This window comes from Streptomyces sp. ISL-12, assembly GCF_018614415.1.
GTDB lineage: Bacteria > Actinomycetota > Actinomycetes > Streptomycetales > Streptomycetaceae > Streptomyces.
This window is the reverse complement of sequence record NZ_JAGGOO010000034.1, coordinates 1-22,203: the sequence shown is the minus strand read 5'-3', so window position 1 is coordinate 22,203 and position 22,203 is coordinate 1. Positions and strand designations below refer to the sequence as shown.

The 22,203-nt window shown below is 72.0% G+C and carries 20 protein-coding genes; 12 read left to right on the top strand and 8 right to left on the bottom strand.

Annotation, left to right across the window (positions count from 1 at the left end; all coding sequences use genetic code 11):
- The first annotated feature begins 11 nt into the window (after positions 1 to 11).
- The 9 genes from J7I94_RS10235 (at position 12) to J7I94_RS10195 (ending at position 10,574) form a co-directional block, all read left to right on the top strand.
- The gene (locus J7I94_RS10235) at positions 12 to 428 is read left to right on the top strand and encodes a hypothetical protein (RefSeq protein ID WP_215166679.1); all 417 of its coding nucleotides are present in this window, start codon (positions 12 to 14) and stop codon (positions 426 to 428) included.
- A gap of 9 nt (positions 429 to 437) precedes the next feature.
- Positions 438 to 1,502, top strand: a complete 1,065-nt coding sequence (locus tag J7I94_RS10230; RefSeq protein WP_374198375.1) for a formylglycine-generating enzyme family protein — start codon at positions 438 to 440, stop codon at positions 1,500 to 1,502.
- Positions 1,503 to 1,650: 148 nt separating this feature from the next.
- Positions 1,651 to 2,883 (top strand): ROK family protein, encoded by a 1,233-nt coding sequence (locus J7I94_RS10225; protein ID WP_215166676.1) that lies wholly within the window; start codon positions 1,651 to 1,653, stop codon positions 2,881 to 2,883.
- 46 nt (positions 2,884 to 2,929) lie between these two features.
- Positions 2,930 to 3,736, top strand: coding sequence for an ABC transporter permease (locus J7I94_RS10220; RefSeq protein ID WP_215166675.1), 807 nt, complete (start codon positions 2,930 to 2,932; stop codon positions 3,734 to 3,736).
- Positions 3,733 to 4,536, top strand: a complete 804-nt coding sequence (locus J7I94_RS10215; RefSeq protein ID WP_215166674.1) for an ABC transporter ATP-binding protein — start codon at positions 3,733 to 3,735, stop codon at positions 4,534 to 4,536. The genes J7I94_RS10220 and J7I94_RS10215 overlap by 4 nt, the downstream gene beginning before the upstream one ends.
- Positions 4,537 to 4,587: 51 nt before the next feature.
- Complete coding sequence (locus tag J7I94_RS10210) at positions 4,588 to 5,568, top strand: aliphatic sulfonate ABC transporter substrate-binding protein (protein WP_215166673.1); 981 nt, start codon at positions 4,588 to 4,590, stop codon at positions 5,566 to 5,568.
- Positions 5,565 to 7,031 (top strand): sulfatase-like hydrolase/transferase, encoded by a 1,467-nt coding sequence (locus J7I94_RS10205; RefSeq protein WP_215166672.1) that lies wholly within the window; start codon positions 5,565 to 5,567, stop codon positions 7,029 to 7,031. The genes J7I94_RS10210 and J7I94_RS10205 overlap by 4 nt, the downstream gene beginning before the upstream one ends.
- A 5-nt stretch (positions 7,032 to 7,036) precedes the next feature.
- Positions 7,037 to 9,340: a family 43 glycosylhydrolase gene (locus J7I94_RS10200; protein ID WP_215166671.1), complete on the top strand. Its 2,304-nt coding sequence runs from the start codon at positions 7,037 to 7,039 to the stop codon at positions 9,338 to 9,340.
- A 163-nt stretch (positions 9,341 to 9,503) separates the two neighbouring features.
- Positions 9,504 to 10,574 (top strand): acyltransferase family protein, encoded by a 1,071-nt coding sequence (locus J7I94_RS10195; RefSeq protein ID WP_308114533.1) that lies wholly within the window; start codon positions 9,504 to 9,506, stop codon positions 10,572 to 10,574.
- Between the two features lie 93 nt (positions 10,575 to 10,667).
- Here J7I94_RS10195 and J7I94_RS10190 read toward each other — a convergent pair whose 3' ends face one another.
- Genes J7I94_RS10190 through J7I94_RS10165 form a run of 6 tightly spaced genes read right to left on the bottom strand, consistent with a single transcriptional unit; the run spans position 10,668 to position 16,711 of the window.
- Positions 10,668 to 11,537 carry a phosphogluconate dehydrogenase C-terminal domain-containing protein gene (locus J7I94_RS10190; protein ID WP_215166669.1) on the bottom strand — a complete coding sequence of 290 codons (870 nt, stop codon included), beginning with the start codon at positions 11,535 to 11,537 and terminating at the stop codon, positions 10,668 to 10,670.
- Positions 11,538 to 12,344 (bottom strand): sugar phosphate isomerase/epimerase, encoded by an 807-nt coding sequence (locus J7I94_RS10185; RefSeq protein ID WP_215166668.1) that lies wholly within the window; start codon positions 12,342 to 12,344, stop codon positions 11,538 to 11,540.
- Positions 12,344 to 13,117 (bottom strand): triose-phosphate isomerase family protein, encoded by a 774-nt coding sequence (locus tag J7I94_RS10180; protein WP_215166667.1) that lies wholly within the window; start codon positions 13,115 to 13,117, stop codon positions 12,344 to 12,346. The genes J7I94_RS10185 and J7I94_RS10180 overlap by 1 nt, the downstream gene beginning before the upstream one ends.
- Entirely contained in the window at positions 13,117 to 13,602 is a 486-nt protein-coding gene (locus J7I94_RS10175; protein ID WP_215166666.1) for a ribose-5-phosphate isomerase, read from the bottom strand. Before J7I94_RS10175 ends, J7I94_RS10180 begins: the two co-directional genes overlap by 1 nt.
- Positions 13,603 to 13,613: 11 nt before the next feature.
- Positions 13,614 to 15,347, bottom strand: a complete 1,734-nt coding sequence (locus tag J7I94_RS10170; RefSeq protein WP_215166665.1) for a dihydroxyacetone kinase family protein — start codon at positions 15,345 to 15,347, stop codon at positions 13,614 to 13,616.
- A complete protein-coding gene (locus tag J7I94_RS10165; RefSeq protein ID WP_215166664.1) occupies positions 15,344 to 16,711 on the bottom strand; it encodes an MFS transporter in 1,368 nt (455 codons plus the stop codon). The genes J7I94_RS10170 and J7I94_RS10165 overlap by 4 nt, the downstream gene beginning before the upstream one ends.
- A gap of 232 nt (positions 16,712 to 16,943) precedes the next feature.
- Between J7I94_RS10165 and J7I94_RS10160 the strand changes: the two genes are divergently transcribed.
- The 3 genes from J7I94_RS10160 (at position 16,944) to J7I94_RS10150 (ending at position 19,505) form a co-directional block, all read left to right on the top strand.
- Positions 16,944 to 17,705 carry a FadR/GntR family transcriptional regulator gene (locus J7I94_RS10160; protein ID WP_215166663.1) on the top strand — a complete coding sequence of 254 codons (762 nt, stop codon included), beginning with the start codon at positions 16,944 to 16,946 and terminating at the stop codon, positions 17,703 to 17,705.
- A gap of 117 nt (positions 17,706 to 17,822) precedes the next feature.
- Complete coding sequence (locus J7I94_RS10155; RefSeq protein WP_215166677.1) at positions 17,823 to 18,485, top strand: GAF and ANTAR domain-containing protein; 663 nt, start codon at positions 17,823 to 17,825, stop codon at positions 18,483 to 18,485.
- A gap of 183 nt (positions 18,486 to 18,668) precedes the next feature.
- Positions 18,669 to 19,505, top strand: a complete 837-nt coding sequence (locus tag J7I94_RS10150; RefSeq protein WP_215166662.1) for a YihY/virulence factor BrkB family protein — start codon at positions 18,669 to 18,671, stop codon at positions 19,503 to 19,505.
- 29 nt (positions 19,506 to 19,534) lie between these two features.
- Here J7I94_RS10150 and J7I94_RS10145 read toward each other — a convergent pair whose 3' ends face one another.
- Together J7I94_RS10145 and J7I94_RS10140 are read right to left on the bottom strand one after the other, a co-directional pair.
- On the bottom strand, positions 19,535 to 20,581 hold the full coding sequence (locus J7I94_RS10145) for an SDR family oxidoreductase (protein WP_215166661.1): 1,047 nt from the start codon (positions 20,579 to 20,581) through the stop codon (positions 19,535 to 19,537).
- A gap of 352 nt (positions 20,582 to 20,933) precedes the next feature.
- Positions 20,934 to 22,034: a LacI family DNA-binding transcriptional regulator gene (locus J7I94_RS10140; protein WP_374198374.1), complete on the bottom strand. Its 1,101-nt coding sequence runs from the start codon at positions 22,032 to 22,034 to the stop codon at positions 20,934 to 20,936.
- Between the last annotated feature and the right edge of the window lie 169 nt (positions 22,035 to 22,203).

Here is a 22,203-nt window from a genome sequence, read left to right as displayed (position 1 = left end):
TGACGAAGAACATAGAGGCACTCCCCCGGTTCCTGTGCGACACCGCCGCGCTCGCGGCCCTGGACGACGCACCGGCCGGCGCGCTGTGGAAGCTCGCGGAGAGCGGCCGGCAACTCGACGCCAATGTGGTCCGCCTGCCACCGGCCGCCCGCGTCGCCCCGCACACCGAGCCGGATCTCGACGTACTGCTCCTGGTGCTGGGCGGCGACGGCACCCTGGTGTGCGCGGACGGCCCGCGCCCGTTGCGCGCGGGTGCCCTGACCTGGCTGCCGCACGGTGCGACGCGCGGCGTCGAGGCGGGCGCGGAGGGGATGACGTACCTGACCGTGCACCGTCGCCGACCGGGCATGCGGATCCAGTCCGCGGACGAGGCGGAACGGCTGCGGCCCGCGCCCCGGGGCACTGGAGCGCATCCCCCCGTGGCGTAGCCTCGGCACATGCACCGGTCCGAGGCGGGAGGTCATGTGGCGGGGTCCGAGGCGGAGCCGGGTAACTGCTGCGCACCACCGTCGGGAGGTCCGCGCACCGCGGTCTCCACACCGCGCACCGCGGTCTCCACACCGCACACCACGGTCTCCGCGCCGCGCGCCGAGGTCTCCCCCGCGCACGCCGCGGACTCGTCCCCCGCACCGACAGTCGACGCCGGCACCGCGCCCGTGGGCATGCTCCGCCTCGACGGCGGTTCGTTCCTCATGGGGACCGACGACAAGGACGGGTTCCCGGCGGACGGGGAGGGCCCCGTCCGCGAGGTGACCGTGTCGCCGTTCTGGATCGACGCGCACGCGGTGACCAACGAGCGCTTCGCCCGTTTCATCGACGCGACCGGCCATGTCACCGAGGCCGAACGGTTCGGCTGGTCCTACGTGTTCGCCGGGTTCCTCCCCGCGGCCCTGCGGCGCGGCGCGGTCCGGCCGCCGCAGACCCCGTGGTGGTGCGGTGTCGAGGGTGCCCACTGGCGCGCGCCCGAAGGACCGGGGAGTTCGGTCGACGACCGGGCCGCCCATCCCGTGGTGCACGTCTCCTGGAACGACGCGGTCGCCTTCGCCCGGTGGTCCGGCCTCCGGCTGCCCACCGAGGCCGAATGGGAGTACGCCGCCCGGGGCGGACTGGAACAGGCCCGCTACCCGTGGGGCGACGAACTGACGCCGGACGGGGAACACCGCTGCAACATCTGGCAGGGCCACTTCCCCACCAAGAACACGGCGGAGGACGGCTACCGCGGCACCGCGCCCGTGGACGCCTACCCGCCCAACGGCTTCGGGCTGTACAACGTGGCCGGCAATGTCTGGGAGTGGTGCGCGGACCACTGGGGCACCGATCACAGCAGCCGCCCGCGCACCGACCCCAAGGGCCCGGCACGGGGCACCTCGCGGGTCATGCGCGGCGGTTCGTACCTGTGCCACCACTCGTACTGCAACCGCTACCGGGTCGCGGCGCGCACCGCCAACACCCCGGACAGCAGCACCGGCAACCTCGGCTTCCGTTGCGTACGGGACGCCTGAACCGGCCCAGGACACCGGCCCAGGACCGGCCTTGGGACCAACCCCCGATCATTGCGGCACATTGCGGCTCGTTGCGACCGCGTGAAGTATCCCCACGGATTTTTTCCGGGCTGTTGACGTTAAAGCGGGCCGTCCCCATCCTGACGGCATGGCATCCGACCACCAGGGCCCCCTCGCACGGCTGCGGCGGGGACACGAGGAGCTCGTCCTCAGGCTGTTGCGCACGCACGGCCCGCTCAGCCGCGCCGAGTTGGGCAAGCTCAGCGGCCTGTCCCGTACGACGCTGTACGACATCGTCGTCGCGCTGATGGACGGGGGTGCCGTGGTGGCCACGGCACCCGCGCCCGCCGAGCGGCGCCGGGGCCGCCCGGTCGAGACGCTGAGCCTGCATCCCGAGGCCGGTCAGGTGATCGGGGTCGACTTCGCCCGGCGCGCGGTGCACGTGGCCGCGGTCAACGTGGCGCACGAGGTGATCGGTTCGGCGAGCGAGGCGCACTCCGCCGACCTCGGCTGGGAGGCGCGGGCCGACCTGGCCGAGCGGCTGGTCGCCCGACTGGCCGGCGGGTCACTGCGGCTCGGCGTGCTCAGCGGCGTGGGCGTCGGCGTGGTCGGCCCGGTGGACGACCTGTCGGAGACCTCCGCGGACGACCTGTCGGCGACCCCCGTGGACGACCCGTCGGCGTCCCCCGGGAAAGCGAAGCGGCCGTCCGCCCCCACCCGCGCCGACCTCCCCGTGCTCCTGCGCAAACGCTTCGGCGTTCCCGTGCTCGTCGACAACAACACCCGCCTGGCCGCGCTGGCCGAGGCGACCTGGGGAGCGGCGGCCGGGGTGCGGGACGTGCTGTACCTGCGGCTGTCGCACGGGGTCGGCGGCGGGCTGGTGACCGGCGGGACCCTGCACCGCGGGGCGCGCGGGCTGTCCGGCGAGTTCGGGCACATCACGGCCGAGCCCGACGGGCGCCGGTGTTCGTGCGGCAAGGACGGGTGTCTGGAGACGGTCGCGTCCATCGGCGCGGTCCTCGAAGCCCACGGCGGCGTGCCGGACCTGCCCGCCTTCCTGTCCGCGCTGCCCGACGACCCGGCGGCGGTCCGCGTACTGGAGACGGTCGGTGCCCGGGTCGGCACGGTGCTCGCCGCGGTGTGCAACGCGGTCGGCCCCGACGTGACGGTGCTCGGCGGTGAACTGGCCGAGGCCGGTCCCGTCCTCTTCCGTTCCGTCGAACGCGCCCTGCTCGCCCACCTCATGCCGATCTCGCGGCCCAGAGCCGACCTGCGGGCCGCGGCCCTCGGCGAGGCGGGCGGCGCGCTCGGCGCCATCGCCCTCGTCCTGCACGAATCACCCCTGCTCACCCACTATCCCGCGCCGGACTCCCTGGAGTGACCGTGAACCCTCCGTACCCGCCGAGGCCGTACCCGCAGAGGCCGCCATGGCTGTGATCACCGCACCCGACAAGAAACCCGCCGCACCCGTCGCCCGCAGGCCCCGGCGCACCCCGCCCCCGCTGCTGCTCAACCTCGTCGCGCTGCTGGCCGGCGTCGCCGTGTGGGCGATCGTCGCCGCGGCCCGGCTGGTGGACGTGCCCGGCCCGCTCTCGGTGGGCTCCCGGGCCGTGGAACTCGTCCGGGACGGCACCCTGTCGACGGACGCGCTGGCCAGTCTGCGCCGGGTGTTCCTGGGGTTCGCCCTCGGCACCCTGCTCGCCGTGCCGGTCGGGTTCGTGATGGGCTGGTACCCGGTGGCGCGCGGCCTGCTCGAACCGTACGTGCAGTTCTTCCGGACCGTGCCGCCGCTCGCGATCATTCCGCTGGCCATCGTGCTGATGGGCATCGGCGAGACCCCGAAGGTCTTCGTCATCTTCCTGGCGGCCTTCCTGTCCAGCGTGGTGGCCGCCTTCCAGGGCGTGATCGGCGTGGACCGCACGCTCATCAACGCGGCGCGGGTGCTCGGCGCTCCGGACCGGGTGGTGTTCCTCAAGGTGGTGATCCCGGCCGCGACGCCCTTCCTGCTGGTCGGCATGCGGATCGGGCTCGGCGCCGCCTGGGGAACCGTGGTGGCCGCCGAACTCATCGCCGCCGACAAGGGACTGGGCTACGAGATGATGCACGCCCAGACCTACTACGACATCCCGACCATCTTCGTGGGGCTGATCACCATCGGGGTGATCGGACTCCTCATGGACCGGCTGCTGCTGCTCGCCGAACGACGACTGACCGGATGGCAGGAGCGACGATGAACGCCTCCCTGAACACCTCTTCGACGAAGACCGCGGCGAAGATCTCCTTCCGACAGGTGGTGAGCAGGTTCCCGATGAAGGGCGGCGACTTCACCGCCCTGGACGGGGTGTCGCTGGACATCGGTGACCAGGAGTTCGTCACCGTCGTCGGCCCCTCGGGCTGCGGCAAGTCGACGCTGCTCAACCTGGCCGCGGGGCTGGTGGAACCGTCGGCGGGCGAGGTGCTGGTGGACGGGGCGCACGTCACCGGGCCGGGCCCCGAACGCGGCGTCATCTTCCAGCAGTACGCGCTCTTCCCCTGGCTCACCGTGCGCGGCAACGTCGAGTTCGGCCTGAAGCTCGCCTCGCTGCCCGCGGACGAGCGCCGGCGGCGAGCCGAGCGGGCGATCGACCTGGTCGGACTCTCCGACTTCGCGGACGCGCTGCCCAAGACCCTGTCCGGCGGCATGAAGCAGCGCTGCGCGATCGCCCGGGCCTACGCCGTCGACCCCGAAGTGCTGCTGATGGACGAGCCGTTCGGGGCGCTGGACGCGCTGACCCGGGTGCAGCTCCAGGACCAGCTGCTGGAGACCTGGACCCGGGACAAGCGCACGGTCATGTTCGTCACGCACGATGTCGACGAGGCCGTCTACCTGGCCCGCCGGGTGATCGTCATGGCCGCCCGGCCGGGCCGTGTCCACCGGATCATCGACGTCGACCTGCCGTACCCGCGCACCGAGGAACTGCGGCTGTCACCGGAGTTCGCCCGCATCCGCAACGACGTCTGGCACTCGGTCTACCACCAGGCCCCGGCCGCCTGACCCTCCCCCACCTCGGAAACAAGACCCGCACCCCTTAAGGAACTCCCTGTCATGAGCATGTCCCGACGCGGCTTCATATCAGCACTCTCCGTCACAGGACTGTCCCTCTCCGTCGCATCGTGCGGCTCCTCCGACGGCGACAGCGGCGACGGCGCCGGCGTCCGGTTCGGTTACATCGCCGACTACAACGGGGCGAGTCTGCTGGCCATCGCCGACGACCAGGGCCTGTGGAAGAAGCACGGCGTCTCCGCCTCGTACAAGGTCTTCGTCAACGGCCCGATCCAGATCCAGGCGCTCGGCACCGGCAACCTCGACTACGGCTACATCGGCCCCGGCGCCATGTGGCTGCCCGCGTCCGGCAAGTCGAAGATCGTCGCGATCAACACCCTGACCTACGCCGACCGGGTCATCGCCCAGCCCGGCATCACCTCGATCACCGGCCTGAAGGGCAAGAAGGTCGGGGTGCCCGAGGGGACGTCCGGCGAGATGGTGCTCAACCTGGCGTTGCGGCAGGCCGGTATGTCCATGGACGACATCGACAAGGTGGTGATGGACGCGACGACCGTCGTCACCGCCTTCGCGTCCGGGCAGATCGACGGGGCCGGCATCTGGTACCCGCTCATCCCGACCATCAAGGAGAAGGTGCCGGACCTGGTGGAGGTGGCCAGCACCGAGAAGATCGGCGGCAGCTTCCCGACCGCGTTCGTCGCGGGCGACAAGGTCAAGGACGCCACCAACGAGAAGGTCGTCAAGGTCCTCCAGGAGGCCAACGACTGGCGGGCCGCGCACAAGGAGGAGTCGATCGCGCTGGCCGCGAAGCTGCTCAAGGTCTCCGAGGACAAGGTCAAGGAGGACGCCGCCAACGTGGAGACCATGACCACCGCCGACCTCGTCGCCAAGACGAAGGACGGAACCGTCGGCGAGTGGCTCGACAGCATGAGCGACTTCTTCGTCAGCACCGGCCAGTTGAAGAAGGCCCCGGCCGCGGACTCGTTCTACACCGCCGACCTCTACACGAAGGCGGGCGCGTGAACCTCCTGTTCCTGATGACCGACCAGCACCGGGTCGACACCCTGGGCTGTTACGGCAACCCGCACGTCGCCACCCCGAACCTGGACCGGCTGGCGGCCACCGGCACCCGCTTCGACCGCTTCTACACCCCCACCGCCATCTGCACCCCGGCCCGCGCCAGCCTCCTCACCGGTCAGGCCCCGTTCCGGCACCGTCTGCTCGCCAACTACGAACGCAACGTCGGCTACATGGAGGACCTGCGCGAGGACGCCTTCACCTTCCCGGCCGCGCTCGCCGCACGCGACTACCAGCTGGGCCTGGTCGGCAAATGGCACGGCGGCACCCACCGCAACGCCGCCTCCTACGGCTTCGACGGCCCCGACCTGCCGGGCTGGCACAACCCCGTCGACCACCCCGACTACCTCGCCTACCTGGAGGAACGCGGGCTGCCGCCGTACCGCATCACCGATCTCGTCCGCGGCACCACCCCCAACGGCAACCCGGGCAACCTGCTCGCCGCCCGCCTCCAGCAGCCCGTCGAGGCGACCTTCGAGCACTACCTCGCGACCCGCGCCATCGAGCAACTCGACAAGTACGCCACCGACGGCCGCCCCTTCTACCTGGCCACCCACTTCTTCGGCCCGCACCTGCCCTACCTCCTCCCCGACGCGTACTACGACATGTACGACCCGGAACTGGTGGAGCTGCCACCGTCCATCGCCGAGACCTTCGAGGGCAAACCGCCCGTGCAGCGCAACTACAGCGCGCACTGGACCTTCGACACCATGCCGATCGAGGTCACCCGCAAACTCATCGCCGTCTACTGGGGTTACGTCACCCTCATCGACGAGCAGATCGGCCGCATCCTCACCCGCCTCGACGAACTCGGCCTCACCGACGACACGTCCGTCTTCTTCACCGCCGACCACGGCGAGTTCACCGGCGCCCACCGGCTGCACGACAAGGGCCCGGCGATGTACGAGGACATCTACCGCATCCCCGGGATCATCCGCGTACCCGGCCAGCAGCCGCAGGTCAGGGACGAGTTCGTGTCGCTCACCGACTGCACCGCCACCATCCTGGAGCTGGCCGGCGCCGACCCCTCCCCCGCCACCGACAGCCGCAGTCTGCTGCCGCTGGTGCGCGGTGAACACCCCGACTGGCCGGGCGAGTTGCTGGCCGAGTTCCACGGCCACCACTTCCCCTACCCGCAGCGGATGCTGCGCGAGGACCGCCACAAGCTGGTCGTCAACCCCGAGTCGGTCAACGAGCTGTACGACTTGCACGGCGATCCGCACGAGTTGTCCAACCGCTACGAACACCCCGAGCTGGCCGGTGTCCGGCGCCGCATGATGCGCCGCCTGTACGACCTGCTGCGGGACCGCGGCGACAACTTCTACCACTGGATGACGCCGATGTACGACATCGGTGCCTCGGACTACGACCCGACGCTGAGTTCCTTCGAGCAGGAAGGCCCCCGGTAGACATCATGACCCGAAGAACCGGCCGTACGGCCGCGGTCCTCACCGCCCTGCTCCTCGCCGCCCTGCCGTCGACCGGTCACGCGACCACGACCGCGCCCCGGCCGACGTACACCAACCCGGTGACCTCCGGCGTCGTCGACACCTTCCCCGACCCGGCGGTGATCCGCGGCAAGGACGGCTACTGGTACGCCTACGGCACCCAGAACCCCGTCTTCCAGAGCCGGGGTGAGACCAGCGAGCGGACGCTGCCGACCCTGAGGTCCGCCGACATGACGCACTGGGAGTACGCCGGGGAGGTGTTCACCCGCGCCGACCAGCCGTCCTGGCACGGCGGTTCGCGGCTGTGGGCGCCCGACATCCGCTACACGGACGGGCACTACAGCCTCTCCTACTCCGTGCCCGACAAGGACACCGTCGGGGTGGCCACCGCCCCGACCCCGACCGGCCCGTGGACCGACCGGGGCGCGGTGCTGGACAGTGACAGCGGCTGCGCCACCGGGGACATCGACCAGGCCCAGTTCACCGACGAGGGCGGTCAGCCGTACCTGTACTGGGGCAGCTACGACACCATCTGCGTCGCGAAGATGAACGCCGACCGGACCCGGACCGTGGGCACGGTCACCGAGGTCGCCCAGGGCCGCCGTATGGAGGGCGGCTTCGTGGTCCGGCGGGACGGCTTCTACTACCTCTTCTACTCCGACGCCGGCTGCTGCGACGGCGCCTACAGCGGTTACCAGGTGAAGGTCGGCCGCGCCACCAGCCCGACCGGGCCGTTCACCGACGACCGGGGTGTCGACCTGACGGCGGCCACCAGCAAGGGCGGGGTCGTCGTCGGCGCGAACGGGGACCGGTGGATCGGCCCCGGCCACAACTCCCTCCAGACCGATCTCTCCGGCCAGGACTGGCTCGTCTACCACGCCGTCCCCGCCGACGACCCCGACCTGGACCTGGTTCCCGGCATCGACCGCACCCTCAGCCGGCGCCCGATGCTGATCGACCGGCTGGACTGGATCGACGGCTGGCCGGTGGTGCGGGCCGGCGCCGGGCCCTCGGCCGGCGCCGAGCAGGCCCCGGTCAGCACGTGGGACGCCGGTGGCGACTTCAACGACGGGTCGCTGTCCGGGTGGCGGGCCCGGGGTGCCGGTACGGGCGGCTGGGCGACCGCGAGCGAGCCGGACGCCGGCGGATACGTGACCCACTCCGGCGCCTCCCCCGCCCACCTGGTGTCGTCGGACACGGCACCCGCGCGGGTGCGGGCCGAGGCCGATCTGCGGGTGACCTCGGCGGACGGCGGCGCGGGCCTCCTCCTCGCCTACCGCGATGCCGGCGATCACGTGGTCGCCCGGCTGGACCGGGACCGGGGTGCGCTGGTCACCGATGTGCGGGTGGGCGGAGTCAGCCGCGGCGAGCAGGTCACGGCGCTGCCCGCGGACTTCGTGTGGGACGCCTGGCACAACGTCACCGCCGAACTGCGCGGCCGGCAGCTCACCGTGGAGGTCAGCGCCGACCGGCTGCGCGACGCGGTGACCACCCAGCGGCGTACCGTGCCCGCGTCCGCCGCGCACGCCGGGAAGGTCGGTGTCGCGGCGCGCGGCGACGGGGCCGAGGCGGACAACGTGGGGGCCGTGGAGCTGTACACACCGGTCACCCGGCGGGTCGCCGAGCCGCGGCCGGGGCGGCTGCTGCCGGCGTACAGCGACGAGTTCGACGGTCCGGCGCCGTCCTCCGCGTGGAGCTGGGTGCGCGGCCCGGCGGCCGGGGCGGGCACGGGCGACGGGTCGCTGTCCTGGCCGACGCAAGCCGCCGAACTGCACCTCGCCACCAACACCGCGTCGGTGCTCACCCGGGACGCGCCCCGGGGCGACTTCATCGTGGAGACCCGGCTGCGGCTGGCCTCAGGGCCGCCCAACCAGCAGGCCGGCCTGGTGCTGTACGGCGACGACGACCACTACGTCAAGCTGGCCCACTCGGTGCTGCCGGTCAGCCACACCGACGGCAAGGTGACCCACGTCACCGAGTTCGCCAAGGAGGGCGCCCGGCCCACCACCACACCGCCGACCCCGGTGGCGTACGGCCCGATGTTCGGCGGCCCCGCGGCCGGGACGCTGTGGATGCGGCTGGCGTACCACGCCGACACCAGCGGGGACGAACACGAGGTCCGGGCGGCGACCAGCACCGACGGTGTGCACTGGACGTGGACCGGGGTCTGGACGCTCCCCGCCGGACAGGCGCTGCGCATCGGCCTGGTCTCCCTGAACACCGCCGGAGCCACCGCACACTTCGATCACGTCCGCACCTACGGAGGCTGAACCCTCGGCGAAAAAAGTAGGACGCGACGGGGTTTGGGTTCACAGAAAGTGGAAAGGCGCGCGGAATGTCTATCGCCTTCGCCCCTCCCGTAACCCTGGTAAGACGCGTCACCACCGGTTCGCGTTGCTCGTGTGACGCGGTGGGGGCGGTGTGACGGAGGCCATATCGACCGCGCAGGCCACCGGAGTCGCACCGCGCCCCGCCGCGAGCACCTCGGCCGGGCCCGCCGGGCAGCGGGACGCGTTCTTCGACAACGCCAAGTACCTGGCGATCGTGCTGGTGGCGGTGGGTCACGCGTGGGAGCCGCTGCGCGACGGCAGCCGTGCCGTCACCGCCCTCTACACGGTCGTCTACGCCTTCCACATGCCGGCGTTCATCGTCATCTCCGGGTACTTCTCCCGGAACTTCGACGCGAGCCCCGGGCGGATCAAGCGGCTGTTCACCGGGGTCGTCGTGCCGTACGTCGTCTTCGAGACGGCGTACACCTTCTTCACCCGGTGGAGCGACGGCGAACCGGACCGGGCGGTCACTCTGCTGGACCCGCTGTACCTGACCTGGTTCCTGGCGGCGCTGTTCATCTGGCGGCTGACCACGCCGTTCTGGCGCGGCGTGCGGTGGCCGCTGCCGATCGCGCTGGCCGTCGCGATGCTGGCGACGCTCTCGCCGGACATCGGGGACGACCTCGATCTGCAACGGGCGCTGCAGTTCCTGCCGTACTTCGTGCTGGGCCTGTGCCTGAAGCCGGAGCACTTCCGGATGGTGCGCCGCGGGGCGGCGCGCGTCGCGGCGGTGCCGGTCTTCGCCTGCGCCGTCGCGCTGGCGTACTGGCTGGTGCCCCGGTTCGACTACGGGTGGTTCTTCCACCGGGCCAGTGCCGAGCAGATGGACGTACCGGCCTGGTACGGGCCGCTGATGACGCTGGCGGTCTTCGGCTGCTCGCTGACCCTGGTCGCCTGCTTCCTGGCCTGGGTGCCGGGCCGCCGGACCTGGTTCACGGCACTGGGGTCGGGCACGCTGTACGGCTACCTGCTGCACGGTTTCGTCATCCAGGCCGCCAACCACTGGCACTGGAGCCACGTCTCCTGGACGGGTGAGCCGGTCGGGGAGATCGTCGTCACGGTGGTGGCCGCGGTGGTCGTCACCCTGCTGTGCACCTCGCCGGTGCGGCGGGTCTTCCGGTGTGTGATGGAACCGAGGATGGACTGGGCGTTCCGCGAGCGGCGCACGGCCTGACCCCGGTCCTGGTGTCCGGTACGACAACGGCCCGGCCCCGCCGTCCCCCGTGGGCGGCGGGGCCGGGCCGTGTGCACGACCGGCGGCGGACCGTCAGCGCTTGATCTCCTTGATCTTCAGCATGCGCGTGATCACCTTGTCCAGCTCCTCGTCGTCGAAGACCTTCTTCCAGTCCTCGCGCACGATGGACTCACGGCCGTAGTCCATGGCGATCAGGCAGGCGTCGGAGAACGGGTTGGAGCCCTTGAGGGTGTTGGCGAGGGCGACCTGGGTGTGGCCGAGGAGCATCGCGCGGGCCGCCTTCTCCGGGACGCCGACGGTGTGCACCGTCTCGTGCAGGGCCTCGGTCAGCAGGGCGCCCACCATGCAGGCGATGGTCTCCACCAGGGTCGGCTCCAGCACCGCGAGCTGCTTGACGGTGACCCAGTGGACGTCGACCACGGGCGCGTACATCACGCGGATGACGGAGTCGGCCAGCTTCTGCTTGGCCTCGTCGCCGCCCTCGTACGCGGCGACGACCTCCTGCGGGGCGGCGATGCCGCCGAAGGTGTCCTGCCACTCCTCCTTGGTGGTGCGCTCCAGGAACACCGACGGGTGGCAGGGGTGGGCGCAGGCGTAGTGGATGCCGTCGCGCTCGAAGAGCAGGCCGGCGTAGGCGGCGGCCGGGTCGAGGGTGAGGACGACGGTGCCGGGCTTCATCAGCGGCACCAGTTCCTCGGAGACCTTGCCGAGGACGACGTCCGGCACGGCGAGGATGACGACATCGGCTTGAGCTGCGGCGTCGGCGGACTCGGTCAGCTCGCGGCCGAGACCGCGGATCAGCTCCTGGCCCTTGGGGGACGCCTCGCTGAAGAGCACCCGGAAGTCGCTCTCGACCAGGTTGTTGGAGACACGCTGGCCCATCTTGCCGGCGGCCCCGATGACGGCGACGGTCGTCACATCGGTCTGGATCTCGGTGGCCATTTACTTGCTCCTCAGAAGGGTGTTGATGCTGTGCTGCGTCCACTGGTGTTCGAGCCGGGCGGTGGCCTCGAAGCCCTCGTCCTGCCACGGGAGCCAGTGCTCCACGATCTGGTTGACGCGGCGCTCGCCGCGGGCTTCCCGGACGGCGGCGATCATGCCGTCGTGGTCGAGGAGGCCCTCGCCGAGCGGGCAGCCGGCGTAGGTGAAGCCGACCCAGCCGTCGCGGCGGGTGAAGGCGAAGTCCTTGACGTGGATGTTGACCGTGTACGGCGCGGTGGCGGCCACCACGTCGACGGGTCGTTCCAGCCGGGCGACGCTGTTGCCCGGGTCGAGGACGACGCCGAGGTGCTCGTCGTCGACTCCGCGTACGACGGTCAGCAGGTCGTCGGTGGACACCTGCTCGTAGGTCTCCAGGCCCAGGGTCACCCCGGCGGCGGCGTAGGCGGGCACGGTCTCCTTCAGCAGGGCGACGGCCTCGTCCGGCGTGGGCCGGTGGTCGACGGTGTTGAGCATGGAGCGGACGAACGTGACGCCCAGTTCGGCGGCCATGTCGAGGTACGTGCGCAGATGCTCCGGGCGGACGCCGCGGGTGCCGAGTTCCAGTTCGAGGCCCAGGTCGCGGGCGGTGGCGCGGACGTCGGCGAGCTGGGCGGCGTCGTAGGACTCGATCGGCGTGTAGTCGCAGATCTGGAAGACCCGGCCGCCCAGGCGCGCGGTGTCGGTGAACATCTCGGTGAGGGTCATCGGCCGCGGCGCGCGGGCGGAGATCCGCCAGAAGTAGGCGTAGGTGCTGATGCCGTGGGTCATCAGGCCGCCCCCACCGGGGTGCGGATCTCGTCGAGGATCGCCTCGACGTTGGCCGGGTCGTGCGCGAAGCGGCCGAGGAAGAGGCCCTCGGCGGTGCCGGACAGGCGGGTGAGCAGGCCGGGGCCGGCGCTGCCGCCGTAGATGACCGTCGAACCGGCCTGCCCGGGGCGGCTGTCGAGCCACTCCCGCAGCGCGGTGCAGACGGCGGCGATGTGCTCCGTGGCGGCGGGCTCGGGTGCGCCGATGGCCCACTGGGGCTCGTAGGCGAGGACCACGGCGCCGTCGAGGCCGTGCAGCAGGCGCTCGGCCTCGGCGACCGTGCGCCGCGCGGCCTCGGCCGGGGAGACCTGGTCGCGTTCGCCGACGCACAGCACCGGGGTGAGGCCGTTGCGCAGGGCGGCGGCCGTCTTGGCGGCGACGACCGTGTCGCCCTCGCCGTACAGGCGGCGGCGCTCGGCGTGGCCGACCTCGGCGTAGCGGCAGCCGATCTCCTTCAGGAAGGGGCCGCCGACCTCGCCGGTGTACGGTCCGGAGTCCTCGGTCGCCAGGTCCTGGGCGCCGACCTCGATGCCGTAGGGCGTGAGGATGCCGGCGGCCGGGACGATGGCCGGGAAGGCCGGGAGGACGAACAGGCGGGCGGCGCCGGAGGTGACCGCGGGGTGCCGCTGGGCCAGACCGGCGACCTTGCGCGCCCAGTTGAGGGTCTGGTGGTGGCCGAAGTACATCTTCAGGCTCACCCCCAGCAGGACGGGGGGCTGTGCGGGGCCGGACATCAGGCGGCGGCCTCCGCGCCGTCGGCGCCGTCCTCGTAATCGCACATGAGCTGCACCTTGGCGGCGGAGGCGGAGGTCTCGTCGAAGCGGTAGGTGAGCCATTCCTTGGCCAGGCGGCGGGCGAGTTCCAGGCCGACGACGCGCTGCCCGAAGGTCAGCACCTGGGCGTTGTTGGAGAGGATCGCGCGCTCCACGGAGAAGGAGTCGTGGGCGGTGACGGCGCGGATGCCCTTGACCTTGTTGGCGGCGATGGCGACGCCCAGGCCGGTGCCGCACACCAGCAGCGCGCGGTCGGCGTCACCGCGGGCGACCATCTCGGCGGCGGCTATGGCGACCTTGGGGTAGGCGGTGTGCCCGTCGGCGTCGACACCGACGTCGGTGACGGAGGCGACCAGGTCGCTGTTCTCCAGGTCCTGCTTGAGGGCTTCCTTGTACTGGTAGCCGGCGTCGTCGCAGCCGACGACGATACGGAGCTTGTCAGTCATGACCGTCTTCCTCAGTGGTGGTCGAGCAGCACGCCGTGGACGGCGCGGGTGATGAGGGCGAGGGAGTGGGCCCCGGCGTCCGGGGTGCCGAGGGACTTCTCGGCGTGCGGACGGGCCCGGCCCTTGCGGGGCAGCAGGTCCGCGGTGGCGGCGGCGGCCTCGGCGGCGGCGGTGGCGGCCCGGTCCCAGGACGCGGTGAGCGCGCCGCCGGCGGCCACGGCCTCGGTGAGGGTGCCGGCGAAGGGCACGAGCACGTCGACCATGGTCTTGTCGCCGACCTCGGCGCCGCCGAGCCGCTGTACGGCGGCGGAGGCTTCCGCCACTCCTTGGGCGATGCGGGCGGCGGTCGGGGCCTCCTGGTCGCCGAGGGCGGTGGCGATGGAGCGCAGGATGGTGCCCCACAGGGCGCCGGAGGTGCCGCCCGCCTTGTCGGCCCAGGCGTCGGCGGCGTGGGTGAGGACGGTGGCGGCGCCGGCGCCCAGCTCGTGGGCGGCGCGGGCGGCCTGGCGGGCGGCGGTGGAGCCGCGCTGCATGCCGATGCCGTGGTCGCCGTCGCCGGCCACGGCGTCGATCCGGCCCAGTTCGTCGACGTGGGTGTCGACGGTGGCGGCCACCGCGTCCAGGGCGGCCAGGACGGTGGCGGCGGCGTGCCGGGAGGCGTCGGAGGCGGCGGGGATGCTCCGGTCGTCGGTCTCGGCGGCGGTCACGGCCGGGGCGGCGGGCGCCTCGGGCGCGTCGAGGGCGCCCTTGCGGTGGGCGGGGGTGTCGGCGGGGGCCCGCCACAGGTCTTCGAGGAGGTCGTCCAGCCAGGTGAGGGTGAGGGAGACACCGGCCATGTCGAAGCTGGTGACGAGTTCACCGACCTCGGGGTCGATTATCTCGACGCCGGCCTCTTCCAGAAGGGCGGCGACCTTGCGGTAGACGACGAACAGTTCCTCGTACTTGACGGAGCCGAGGCCGTTGAGGATCACGGCGGCGCGCTGTCCGGAGGGTCCGGTGACGTCCTCGGGGAGTTCCTCGAGCAGGGTGGAGACCAGGAGGCGGGCCGCCTCGTCGGCGGTGGGCAGCTCCTCCTCGCCGATGCCGGGCTCGCCGTGGATGCCGAGGCCGACGGCCATCCTGGCCTCGGGGACGGTGAACAGGGGGTGGTCCGCGCCGGGGAGGGTGCAGCCGGAGAAGGCGATGCCGAAGGAGCGGGTGCGGGCGCCGGCGTGCGCGGCGACGTCGAGCACCTCCTTCAGCGGCAGACCCCGTTCGGCCGCGACCGCCGCCGCCTTGAAGACGGGCAGGTCGCCGGCGATGCCGCGGCGCTTGTCCGCCTCGCCGGGGCCGGCGCTGGCCACGTCGTCGGTGACGGCGAAGGTGTACGCCTCGATGCCGTCGGCGGCGAGCCGTTCGGCGGCCTGGCCGAAGTGCAGGACGTCACCTGCGTAGTTGCCGTACATCAGCAGCACCCCGGCGCCGCCGTGCGCGGCACGGGCGACCGAGCGGATCTGGGCGGCGGAGGGCGAGGCGAAGACGTTGCCGACCGCGGCGCCGTGCGCCAGGCCCCGGCCGACCAGGCCGGAGAAGGCCGGGTAGTGGCCCGAGCCGCCGCCGATGACCACGGCGACCTGGCCCTCGGGGGTGCCCCCGGCGCGGACGACGCCGCCGGTGACGGGCCGCACCCAGCGCCGGTGGGCGGCGGCGAAGCCCTCCAGGGCCTCGTCGGCGAAGGCGGCGGGGTCGTTGAACAGGCGGGTCATCGAAGGGCCTCCATGGTCTGGTGCTCGGGGTCGGGGGCCGGTTCGTCGGTGCGGTGGCGGCTGGAGAGCCAGATCATCAGGGCGGCGGACAGCAGCATGAAGAAGCCGACCAGGTAGAGCGGTACGTAGTAGGCGCCGGTCCAGTCCTTGAGCCAGCCGGTGATGTAGCTGGAGGCGAACCCGGCGATGTTGCCGGCCGTGTTGATCAGGGCGATGCCGGCCGCGGCGGCGGCTCCGGTCAGGAACCGGGAGGGCACCGACCAGAAGACGGGCAGGGCGGCGAAGATGGCGCACGCGGTGACGGTGATCACGGCGACCGTGGCGGTGGGTGAGCCCATGTAGAGGGCGACGGGGATGGAGAGACCGCCGACGACCGCCGGGCCGGCCACGTGCCAGGTGCGGGTGCCGTGCCGGGTGGCGTGCCGGGTCCAGAAGAACAGCACGATCGCGGCCGGCAGGTAGGGGATCGCGGTGATCCAGGCCTTGTCCATCACGCTGAACGTGGTGTCGTACTGCTCCTGGAAGCCGTTGATGATCGTCGGCAGGAAGAAGGCGAGGGCGTACAGGCCGTAGACGAAGCCGAAGTAGACGACGGCCAGGGTCCAGACGCGGCCGCTGGTGAAGGCGCGCTTGAGGTCGCCCTTGGCGTGGCTGCCCTCGTGGCCGGTCTTCTGGGCGTCCTCGGCGGCGAGTTCCCGGGTCAGCCAGTCCTTCTCGGCCGGCGTCAGCCACGTGGCGTCGGCGGGCTTGTCGATCAGGTAGAACCAGGCGATGACGCCCAGCAGGATGGCGGGGATCGACACGAAGAGGAACATCACGCGCCAGCCCTCGAGGCCGAACAGACCGTGGTGGCCGATGAGCCAGCCCGCCAGCGGGGCGCCGAAGACCGTGGTCAGCGGCTGCGCGAGGTAGAACAGGCCGAGGATCTTGGTGCGGTGGCGGGAGGGCACCCACTGACTGAGGAACAGGATCGCGCCGGGGAAGAACCCGGCCTCGGCGACACCGAGCAGGAAGCGCAGCGTGTAGAGCTGACCGCTGCTGCTCACCCAGGTGAACAGCAGGGAGACGATGCCCCAGGTCACCATGATGCGGGCCAGCCAGCGGCGGGCTCCGAAGCGGTGCAGGGCCATGTTGCTGGGGACTTCCAGGACGATGTAGCCGAGGAAGAAGATCCCTGAGGCGAATCCGAACTGGGCGGCGGTCAGGGCCAGGTCCTGGCCCATTCCGTTCGGTTCGGCGAACGAGACGGCCGTGCGGTCCAGATAGTTCACGAAGAACATCAGGGCCACGAACGGCACGAGGCGTACTGAGACCTTCTTGATGGCAGTTCTCTCGACTGCCGCGGCTGGCGCGTCGGCACCCATGGCGACTCCTCGGCTCGCCCGGACAGCTCCGTCCGGGATGGCTCACGCCGGTGGCGCCGTCGAGGCGGCCGACCGGATCGCTCTCACGCTATGTCGCCGATCCAAATTGGTCACCAATTTACCAGTGTGGTGACCGTCATAGATTTCCGAACGGCCCAACTCTTGACAAACCTCACCCATCCGGCCGATGAACCGGCTGGTCAGTCGGGGTGCGGGGGCATCTGGTTGACTGGTGACCGTGACCAGTCAGCCTGATCAGCAGTCTCCGGACGCCGCTCCCGACCTGGCGCGGCTGCTGCGCCCCGTGGTGCGCGAGTCCTCTGTCAGCGAGGTCGCCAAGCGGCTCCTCGACCACCTCTCGGCCGGACACATCAAGCCCGGTACCCGGCTGCCCGCCGAGCGGCAGCTGGCCGAGGCACTCGGGGTCGCGCGCTCCAGCGTGCGCGGGGCGCTGTCCGCGCTGGACGTCCTCGGCATCATCGAGATCCGGCCCGGTTCCGGCTCGTACGTGCGCGAGGGCACCTCCGAGTTCCTGCCCCGGGCGATCAACTGGGGGCTGATGCTGGGCCAGCGGCGCACCCAGGACCTGGTCGAGGTGCGCACCTATATGGAGGGGGTCTCCGCCCGGCTGGCCGCCGAGCGGGCCACCGACGAGGACATCGCCCTGCTGGAGGAGCACCTCGGACGCATGCGGGAGGCGCGCGGCGACGTCACGGCGTTCATCGACGCGGACATCGCCTTCCACCTGGAGTGCGCCCGCATCGCCCGCAACAGCGTCCTCAGCGACATCCTGCACAGCATCCGGGCCCTGCTCCAGGTCTGGATGGAGCGGGTCAGCGACATCGAGGGCACGGTCAGCGGCACGCTGTGCGAGCACGACGCGGTACTGGAGGCGATCCGCGCCCGCGACCCGGAGGCCGCCGACCGGGCCATGGCGGAACACATGCGCATGGCCAGCGCCCGGCTGCGCGCCTCGGTGGACGGCGAGGTCTGAGCCTGTCCGTCCCGTTTCCGGGCAGGCGTATCCGGCCGGGTCCCGGCATGCTGGGTGCCGGGAGGACCGGTACGGCGGAAGGCGGGCACGGTGGACTGGCGTGAGTTCGGGGAGCGGATGGCGCTGCTGGCGCGGGATCTGCTGGCGCAGGAGTCGGTGGACGACACCCTGGAACGGATCACCCACGCGGCCACCGAACTGGTCGAGGGCTGCGAAGCCGCCGGCATCCTCATCGTGCAGGCGGGCCGGGTGCGGTCGGTCGCGCCGACCGACCAGGTGGTCGTCGACAGCGACCGGCTCCAGGAGCGCCTCGCGCAGGGCCCCTGCTTCGACGTCGCCCGCTCCGTCGCCGACGAGCGGGGCTTCAGGATCACCGACTTCAACGACGAGCCGGAGCGCTGGCCCGTCTACGTACCCGCCGCTCGTGAACTGGGCCTGGGCAGCATGATGGGCATCCTGCTGTACACGGACGACGAGGAGCTGGGGGCGCTGGACTTCTACTCCCGCCGGCCCGGCGCCTTCACCGAGGCCAGCGAGACGGCGGGCTGGCTGCTGGCCTCGCACGCGGCGGTGGCGTTCTCCAGCGCCCGCAGCCACGCCCAGATGCAGCAGGCGATCGACACCCGGCACACCATCGGCGAGGCGATGGGCATCCTGATGGGCAGTCACCGGCTCACCGAGGAGCAGGCGTTCGGCGTGCTGCGCCGGTACTCCCAGGACCACAATGTGAAGCTGCGGGACGTCGCCCGGCGCGTGTGCGAACTGGGCCGCCTGGACTGAGTCCGGCCCTCGGTACGGCGTGAGGCGCACCGGCGCACCCTCGCGGCGAGCGGGGTGCCCGGTGCCGGGCTAGGTTGGTGCAATCGGCCCAGCCCGGACGGCCGTGCCCACGAGCCGCCCCGAGGATCGAGAACCGACGCCCGAGGACCGAGGACCCAGGACCGGCGGGAGGAGCGCCTTTCAGTGAACCGGTTCCTGAGCCCTTTCCACTCCCTGTGGGACAGGCTGGCCGCCACCGCCCTCGTCCGGCAGGCCCGGGAGCTGGAGCTGATGCACCGGGCCATGGGTTTCGCCACGATCGCGCTGGTCACCCTGGCTCCGCTGCTGATCGTGGTGGCCGCCGCCGATCCGCTGGGGCGCGGCGGGTTCGCGGCGTGGCTGGCCGACGGCATGGGGCTGTCGGGGCGGTCGGCCCGGGTGCTGACCGAGATCATCAGCCCGCCGCGCGAGATCATCGGCACCACCAGCGTCTGGGGTGGTCTGCTGCTCGCGGTGTTCGGGGCCTCCTTCGCGGCGAGCGTGCAGAACGGCTACGAACGGATCTGGGGCCTGCCGTCCGGCCCCTGGCACCGGGTCTGGCGCCAGCTGGCGTGGGTGGCGATGCTGACCGTGTACCTCTACCAGGAGGTGCAGACCCGGACCGGGCTGCACGGCACCGCGCGGATCGTGCTGTCCACGGTGACCGGCACGCTGTTTTTCTGGTGGGGCCAGCACTTCCTGCTGGGCAGTTCCATCCGCTGGCGGGACCTGTTCCCGGGGGCGCTCGCCACGATGGTGGGGCTGATCGGCCTGCGGGGCTTCTCCTACTTGGTGTTCACCCCGCTCATCCTGGACAACGCGATCAGCTACGGCACGGTGGGCACCGTGCTCGTGGTGGAGTCCTGGCTCATCGGAGTGGGGTTCGTGGTCTTCGGCGGCGCGCTCGCCGGCCGCTGGTTCCACGAACACCACTGGCTGCCCCGCCGCGAACGCGACGCCGCCGACACCGACACCGACACCGACCCTCTCGCCGGTGAGTGACATGAGCGGGGGCCGATGTCCCGCTGTCCTCAAGACCTCCGCCGCACCCCGCCCGCCACCGCCGCCACCACCGTCGTGACGAGGCCCGCGCCCGCGGCGAGGGCGCCCCGGTGGCGGGAGAGCCACAGCTGGAGGCTGCGCGGGTGGGCCTCGTCGTCGAAGGCGCCGTGCGCGCCGAAGTCGGTGCCCGCGGTGTCGTCCGGGGGTTCGAACAGGTTGACCGGGCGGCGGGCCGGATCGACCGGTTCGCCGGTCTGCTGGGAGTCGTACCCGGTGCGGGCCAGGTAGCGGTCGAGGAGCGCCGGGGCGATCCGCTGGCCGATGAGCGTGGCGACGGTCGAGCCGCCGATCCAGTGCTCCCGGCGCCCGGGGTGGTCCACGGCGTGCAGGACGCCCTCGGCGGCCACCTCGGGCTGGTACACCGGGGCAACCGGGCGGGGATGCCGGGGCAGCCTGGTGCGGACCCAGCTGAACTGAGGGGTGTTCAGGCCGGGCAGCTGGACCATGGTGACCCGCACCCCGCCGCGGTCGTGCAGCAGCTCGCACCGCAGGGAGTCGGTGAAGCCCTGGATGGCGTGTTTGGCCCCGCAGTACACCGACTGGAGGGGCACGCTGCGCTGCGCCAGCGCCGAGCCGACCTGCACGATCGTGCCGCGGTCGCGGGGCCGCATCCGGCGCAGCGCGGCCTGGGTGCCGTGCACGAAGCCGAAGTACGTCACCTCGGTGGCCCGTTTCAGCTCCTCGGGCAGTACCTCCTCGGCGGGCGCGAACACGGTGGTGAAGGCGGCGTTCACCCACACGTCGACCGGCCCCAGTTCGTCCTCGACCCGGCCGGCCGCGGCGTCCACGGCCGCCGCGTCGGCGACGTCCACGACGACCGGCAGTGCCCGGCCGCCCGCCGCGCGGACCTCCTCGGCCGCCCGCTCCAGGCCGTCGCGGCCGCGGGCCAGCAGGGCGACGGAGGCACCGCGTGCCCCGAAGGCCCGGGCGGTTGCCCGGCCGACCCCCGCACTGGCCCCGGTCACGACCACCACGGGGGCGGCGCGGCGGGCCGTTCGGTCGTCGGTGTGGGCCATGGGAACCTCCCGGTCACGGACGGAAACGGCGAGTGCCCGGGTTGCCGTGACCGGTTGCCCGTAAACCGGGGCCCCTGGGAACTCCCGGTCAGGGGCGGAGCGACAGGTGCCCGGGGTGCCGTGACCGGCCCCCGCCAACCGGGCACTCACGAGAACCCCGCGCATCGGACCAAGACGCCACATACCCGGTGGGCCATGTCCGGACTCCGTTGACCAGGCGCTCATGAGAACCCCGCGCACGGAACCGAGAACGCCCCCACCCTGATGGCCGTGACCGGCCCTGTGCACCGGACGCCCACGGCAACCCACCAGCCACGCTGCGCCGCAACAGCACGCCCCCTGAACCAAGCGTTCAGCGGCTCCGCGGCGGTGCCGTGCTCGCCCGTTCCACCAGCCGGGTCGGCACCAGCGTCGTGCCCCGCTCGGGGGCGCCCTCGCGCATCTGGCGCAGCGCCGCCTCGACACACAGCCGGCCCACCTCGGCGAAGTCCTGGTGCACGGTGGTCAGCGGCGGCAGGAACGCACCGGCCTCGGGGATGTCGTCGAAGCCGATGACACTCACGTCCTCGGGCACCCGCCGCCCGCTCTCGTGCAGGGCGCGCAGCAGACCCAGTGCCATCTGGTCGTTGGCGACGAAGACGGCGGTGCACTCCTCGTGCGCCGCCAGTTCCAGGCCGGCCCGGTAGCCGGACTGGGCCGACCAGTCACCGCGGACCAGGGGCGGCGGGGTGCGGCCCGCCTCGGTGAGGGTCGCGCGCCAGGCGTCGGCGCGGCGCTGGGCGGCGTAGGAGTCCTCGGGGCCGGCCAGGTGCCACACCGTCTCGTGGCCGAGGCCGAGCAGGTGTTGTACGGCGGCGCGGGTGCCGCCCGCCTGGTCGGTGTCGACCACCGTGTAGTGGTCGCCGGCGTCGGAGTCCACGACCACCACCTGCACCTGCGGCGGCAGGGTGACGGTGGCCGCGTCCAGCAGGTGCACCTCCATGATGACGATCACCGCGTCGACGGCGAGTTCCTCCAGACGGGAGAACGCGCCGCGCACCTCGTCCTGGGTGGGCACCGCGACCGGCAGCAGGGTCACCGCGTACCCCTCGTGCGCCGCGGACTGGGCGATGGCCTCCAGGGTGCGCACATTGCCCGTGGTGGACAGTGTGAAGGTGATCACTCCGATGGTGCGGAACTCACCGCTCTTGAGCGCCCTGGCCGCGCTGTTGGGCCGGTAACCGAGCTCCTTCATGGCCGCCCGCACCGCCCGCCGGGTCTCCTCGGTCACCCCCGCGTACCCGTTGGAGACCCGGGAGACGGTCTGCGAGGAAACCCCCGCCAGCCTGGCCACATCCGCCATGGAGGCGTTCTGCGCCCGGCCGCCGCGCCTGCGCCGGGGGCCTGTTCCGGGAGCTCCGGCGAAACCCGCCGGTGCGGGCGTGCTCGCCGTGGCTCGCTCAGCCGTGTCCACTCGCCGTCCGCCACCTTTCCTTGTTCGTGCGGGGCTCGCACGGGCCGCTGCCCGAAGGGCCCTTGACCGTCTTGACCGGAGCACGGTAGACATGCCGCCTACCGGATGTTCACGTAAACCTAACAACCCCAGCCCGTCTCCGCGCTGTCGATGTTTACGTAAACATCGC

What these genes read in the sequence shown, in the direction of transcription:
- J7I94_RS10165 (WP_215166664.1), bottom strand. Translation starts at nt 16,711, where the DNA reads ATGGGTGCCGACGCGCCAGCCGCGGCAGTCGAGAGAACTGCCATCAAG.
- J7I94_RS10175 (WP_215166666.1), bottom strand. Translation starts at nt 13,602, where the DNA reads ATGACTGACAAGCTCCGTATCGTCGTCGGCTGCGACGACGCCGGCTAC.
- J7I94_RS10145 (WP_215166661.1), bottom strand. Translation starts at nt 20,581, where the DNA reads ATGGCCCACACCGACGACCGAACGGCCCGCCGCGCCGCCCCCGTGGTG.
- J7I94_RS10225 (WP_215166676.1), top strand. Translation starts at nt 1,651, where the DNA reads ATGGCATCCGACCACCAGGGCCCCCTCGCACGGCTGCGGCGGGGACAC.
- J7I94_RS10230 (WP_374198375.1), top strand. Translation starts at nt 438, where the DNA reads ATGCACCGGTCCGAGGCGGGAGGTCATGTGGCGGGGTCCGAGGCGGAG.
- J7I94_RS10185 (WP_215166668.1), bottom strand. Translation starts at nt 12,344, where the DNA reads ATGACCCACGGCATCAGCACCTACGCCTACTTCTGGCGGATCTCCGCC.
- J7I94_RS10170 (WP_215166665.1), bottom strand. Translation starts at nt 15,347, where the DNA reads ATGACCCGCCTGTTCAACGACCCCGCCGCCTTCGCCGACGAGGCCCTG.
- J7I94_RS10210 (WP_215166673.1), top strand. Translation starts at nt 4,588, where the DNA reads ATGAGCATGTCCCGACGCGGCTTCATATCAGCACTCTCCGTCACAGGA.
- J7I94_RS10200 (WP_215166671.1), top strand. Translation starts at nt 7,037, where the DNA reads ATGACCCGAAGAACCGGCCGTACGGCCGCGGTCCTCACCGCCCTGCTC.
- J7I94_RS10220 (WP_215166675.1), top strand. Translation starts at nt 2,930, where the DNA reads ATGGCTGTGATCACCGCACCCGACAAGAAACCCGCCGCACCCGTCGCC.
- J7I94_RS10180 (WP_215166667.1), bottom strand. Translation starts at nt 13,117, where the DNA reads ATGTCCGGCCCCGCACAGCCCCCCGTCCTGCTGGGGGTGAGCCTGAAG.
- J7I94_RS10190 (WP_215166669.1), bottom strand. Translation starts at nt 11,537, where the DNA reads ATGGCCACCGAGATCCAGACCGATGTGACGACCGTCGCCGTCATCGGG.
- J7I94_RS10155 (WP_215166677.1), top strand. Translation starts at nt 17,823, where the DNA reads ATGGCGCTGCTGGCGCGGGATCTGCTGGCGCAGGAGTCGGTGGACGAC.
- J7I94_RS10215 (WP_215166674.1), top strand. Translation starts at nt 3,733, where the DNA reads ATGAACGCCTCCCTGAACACCTCTTCGACGAAGACCGCGGCGAAGATC.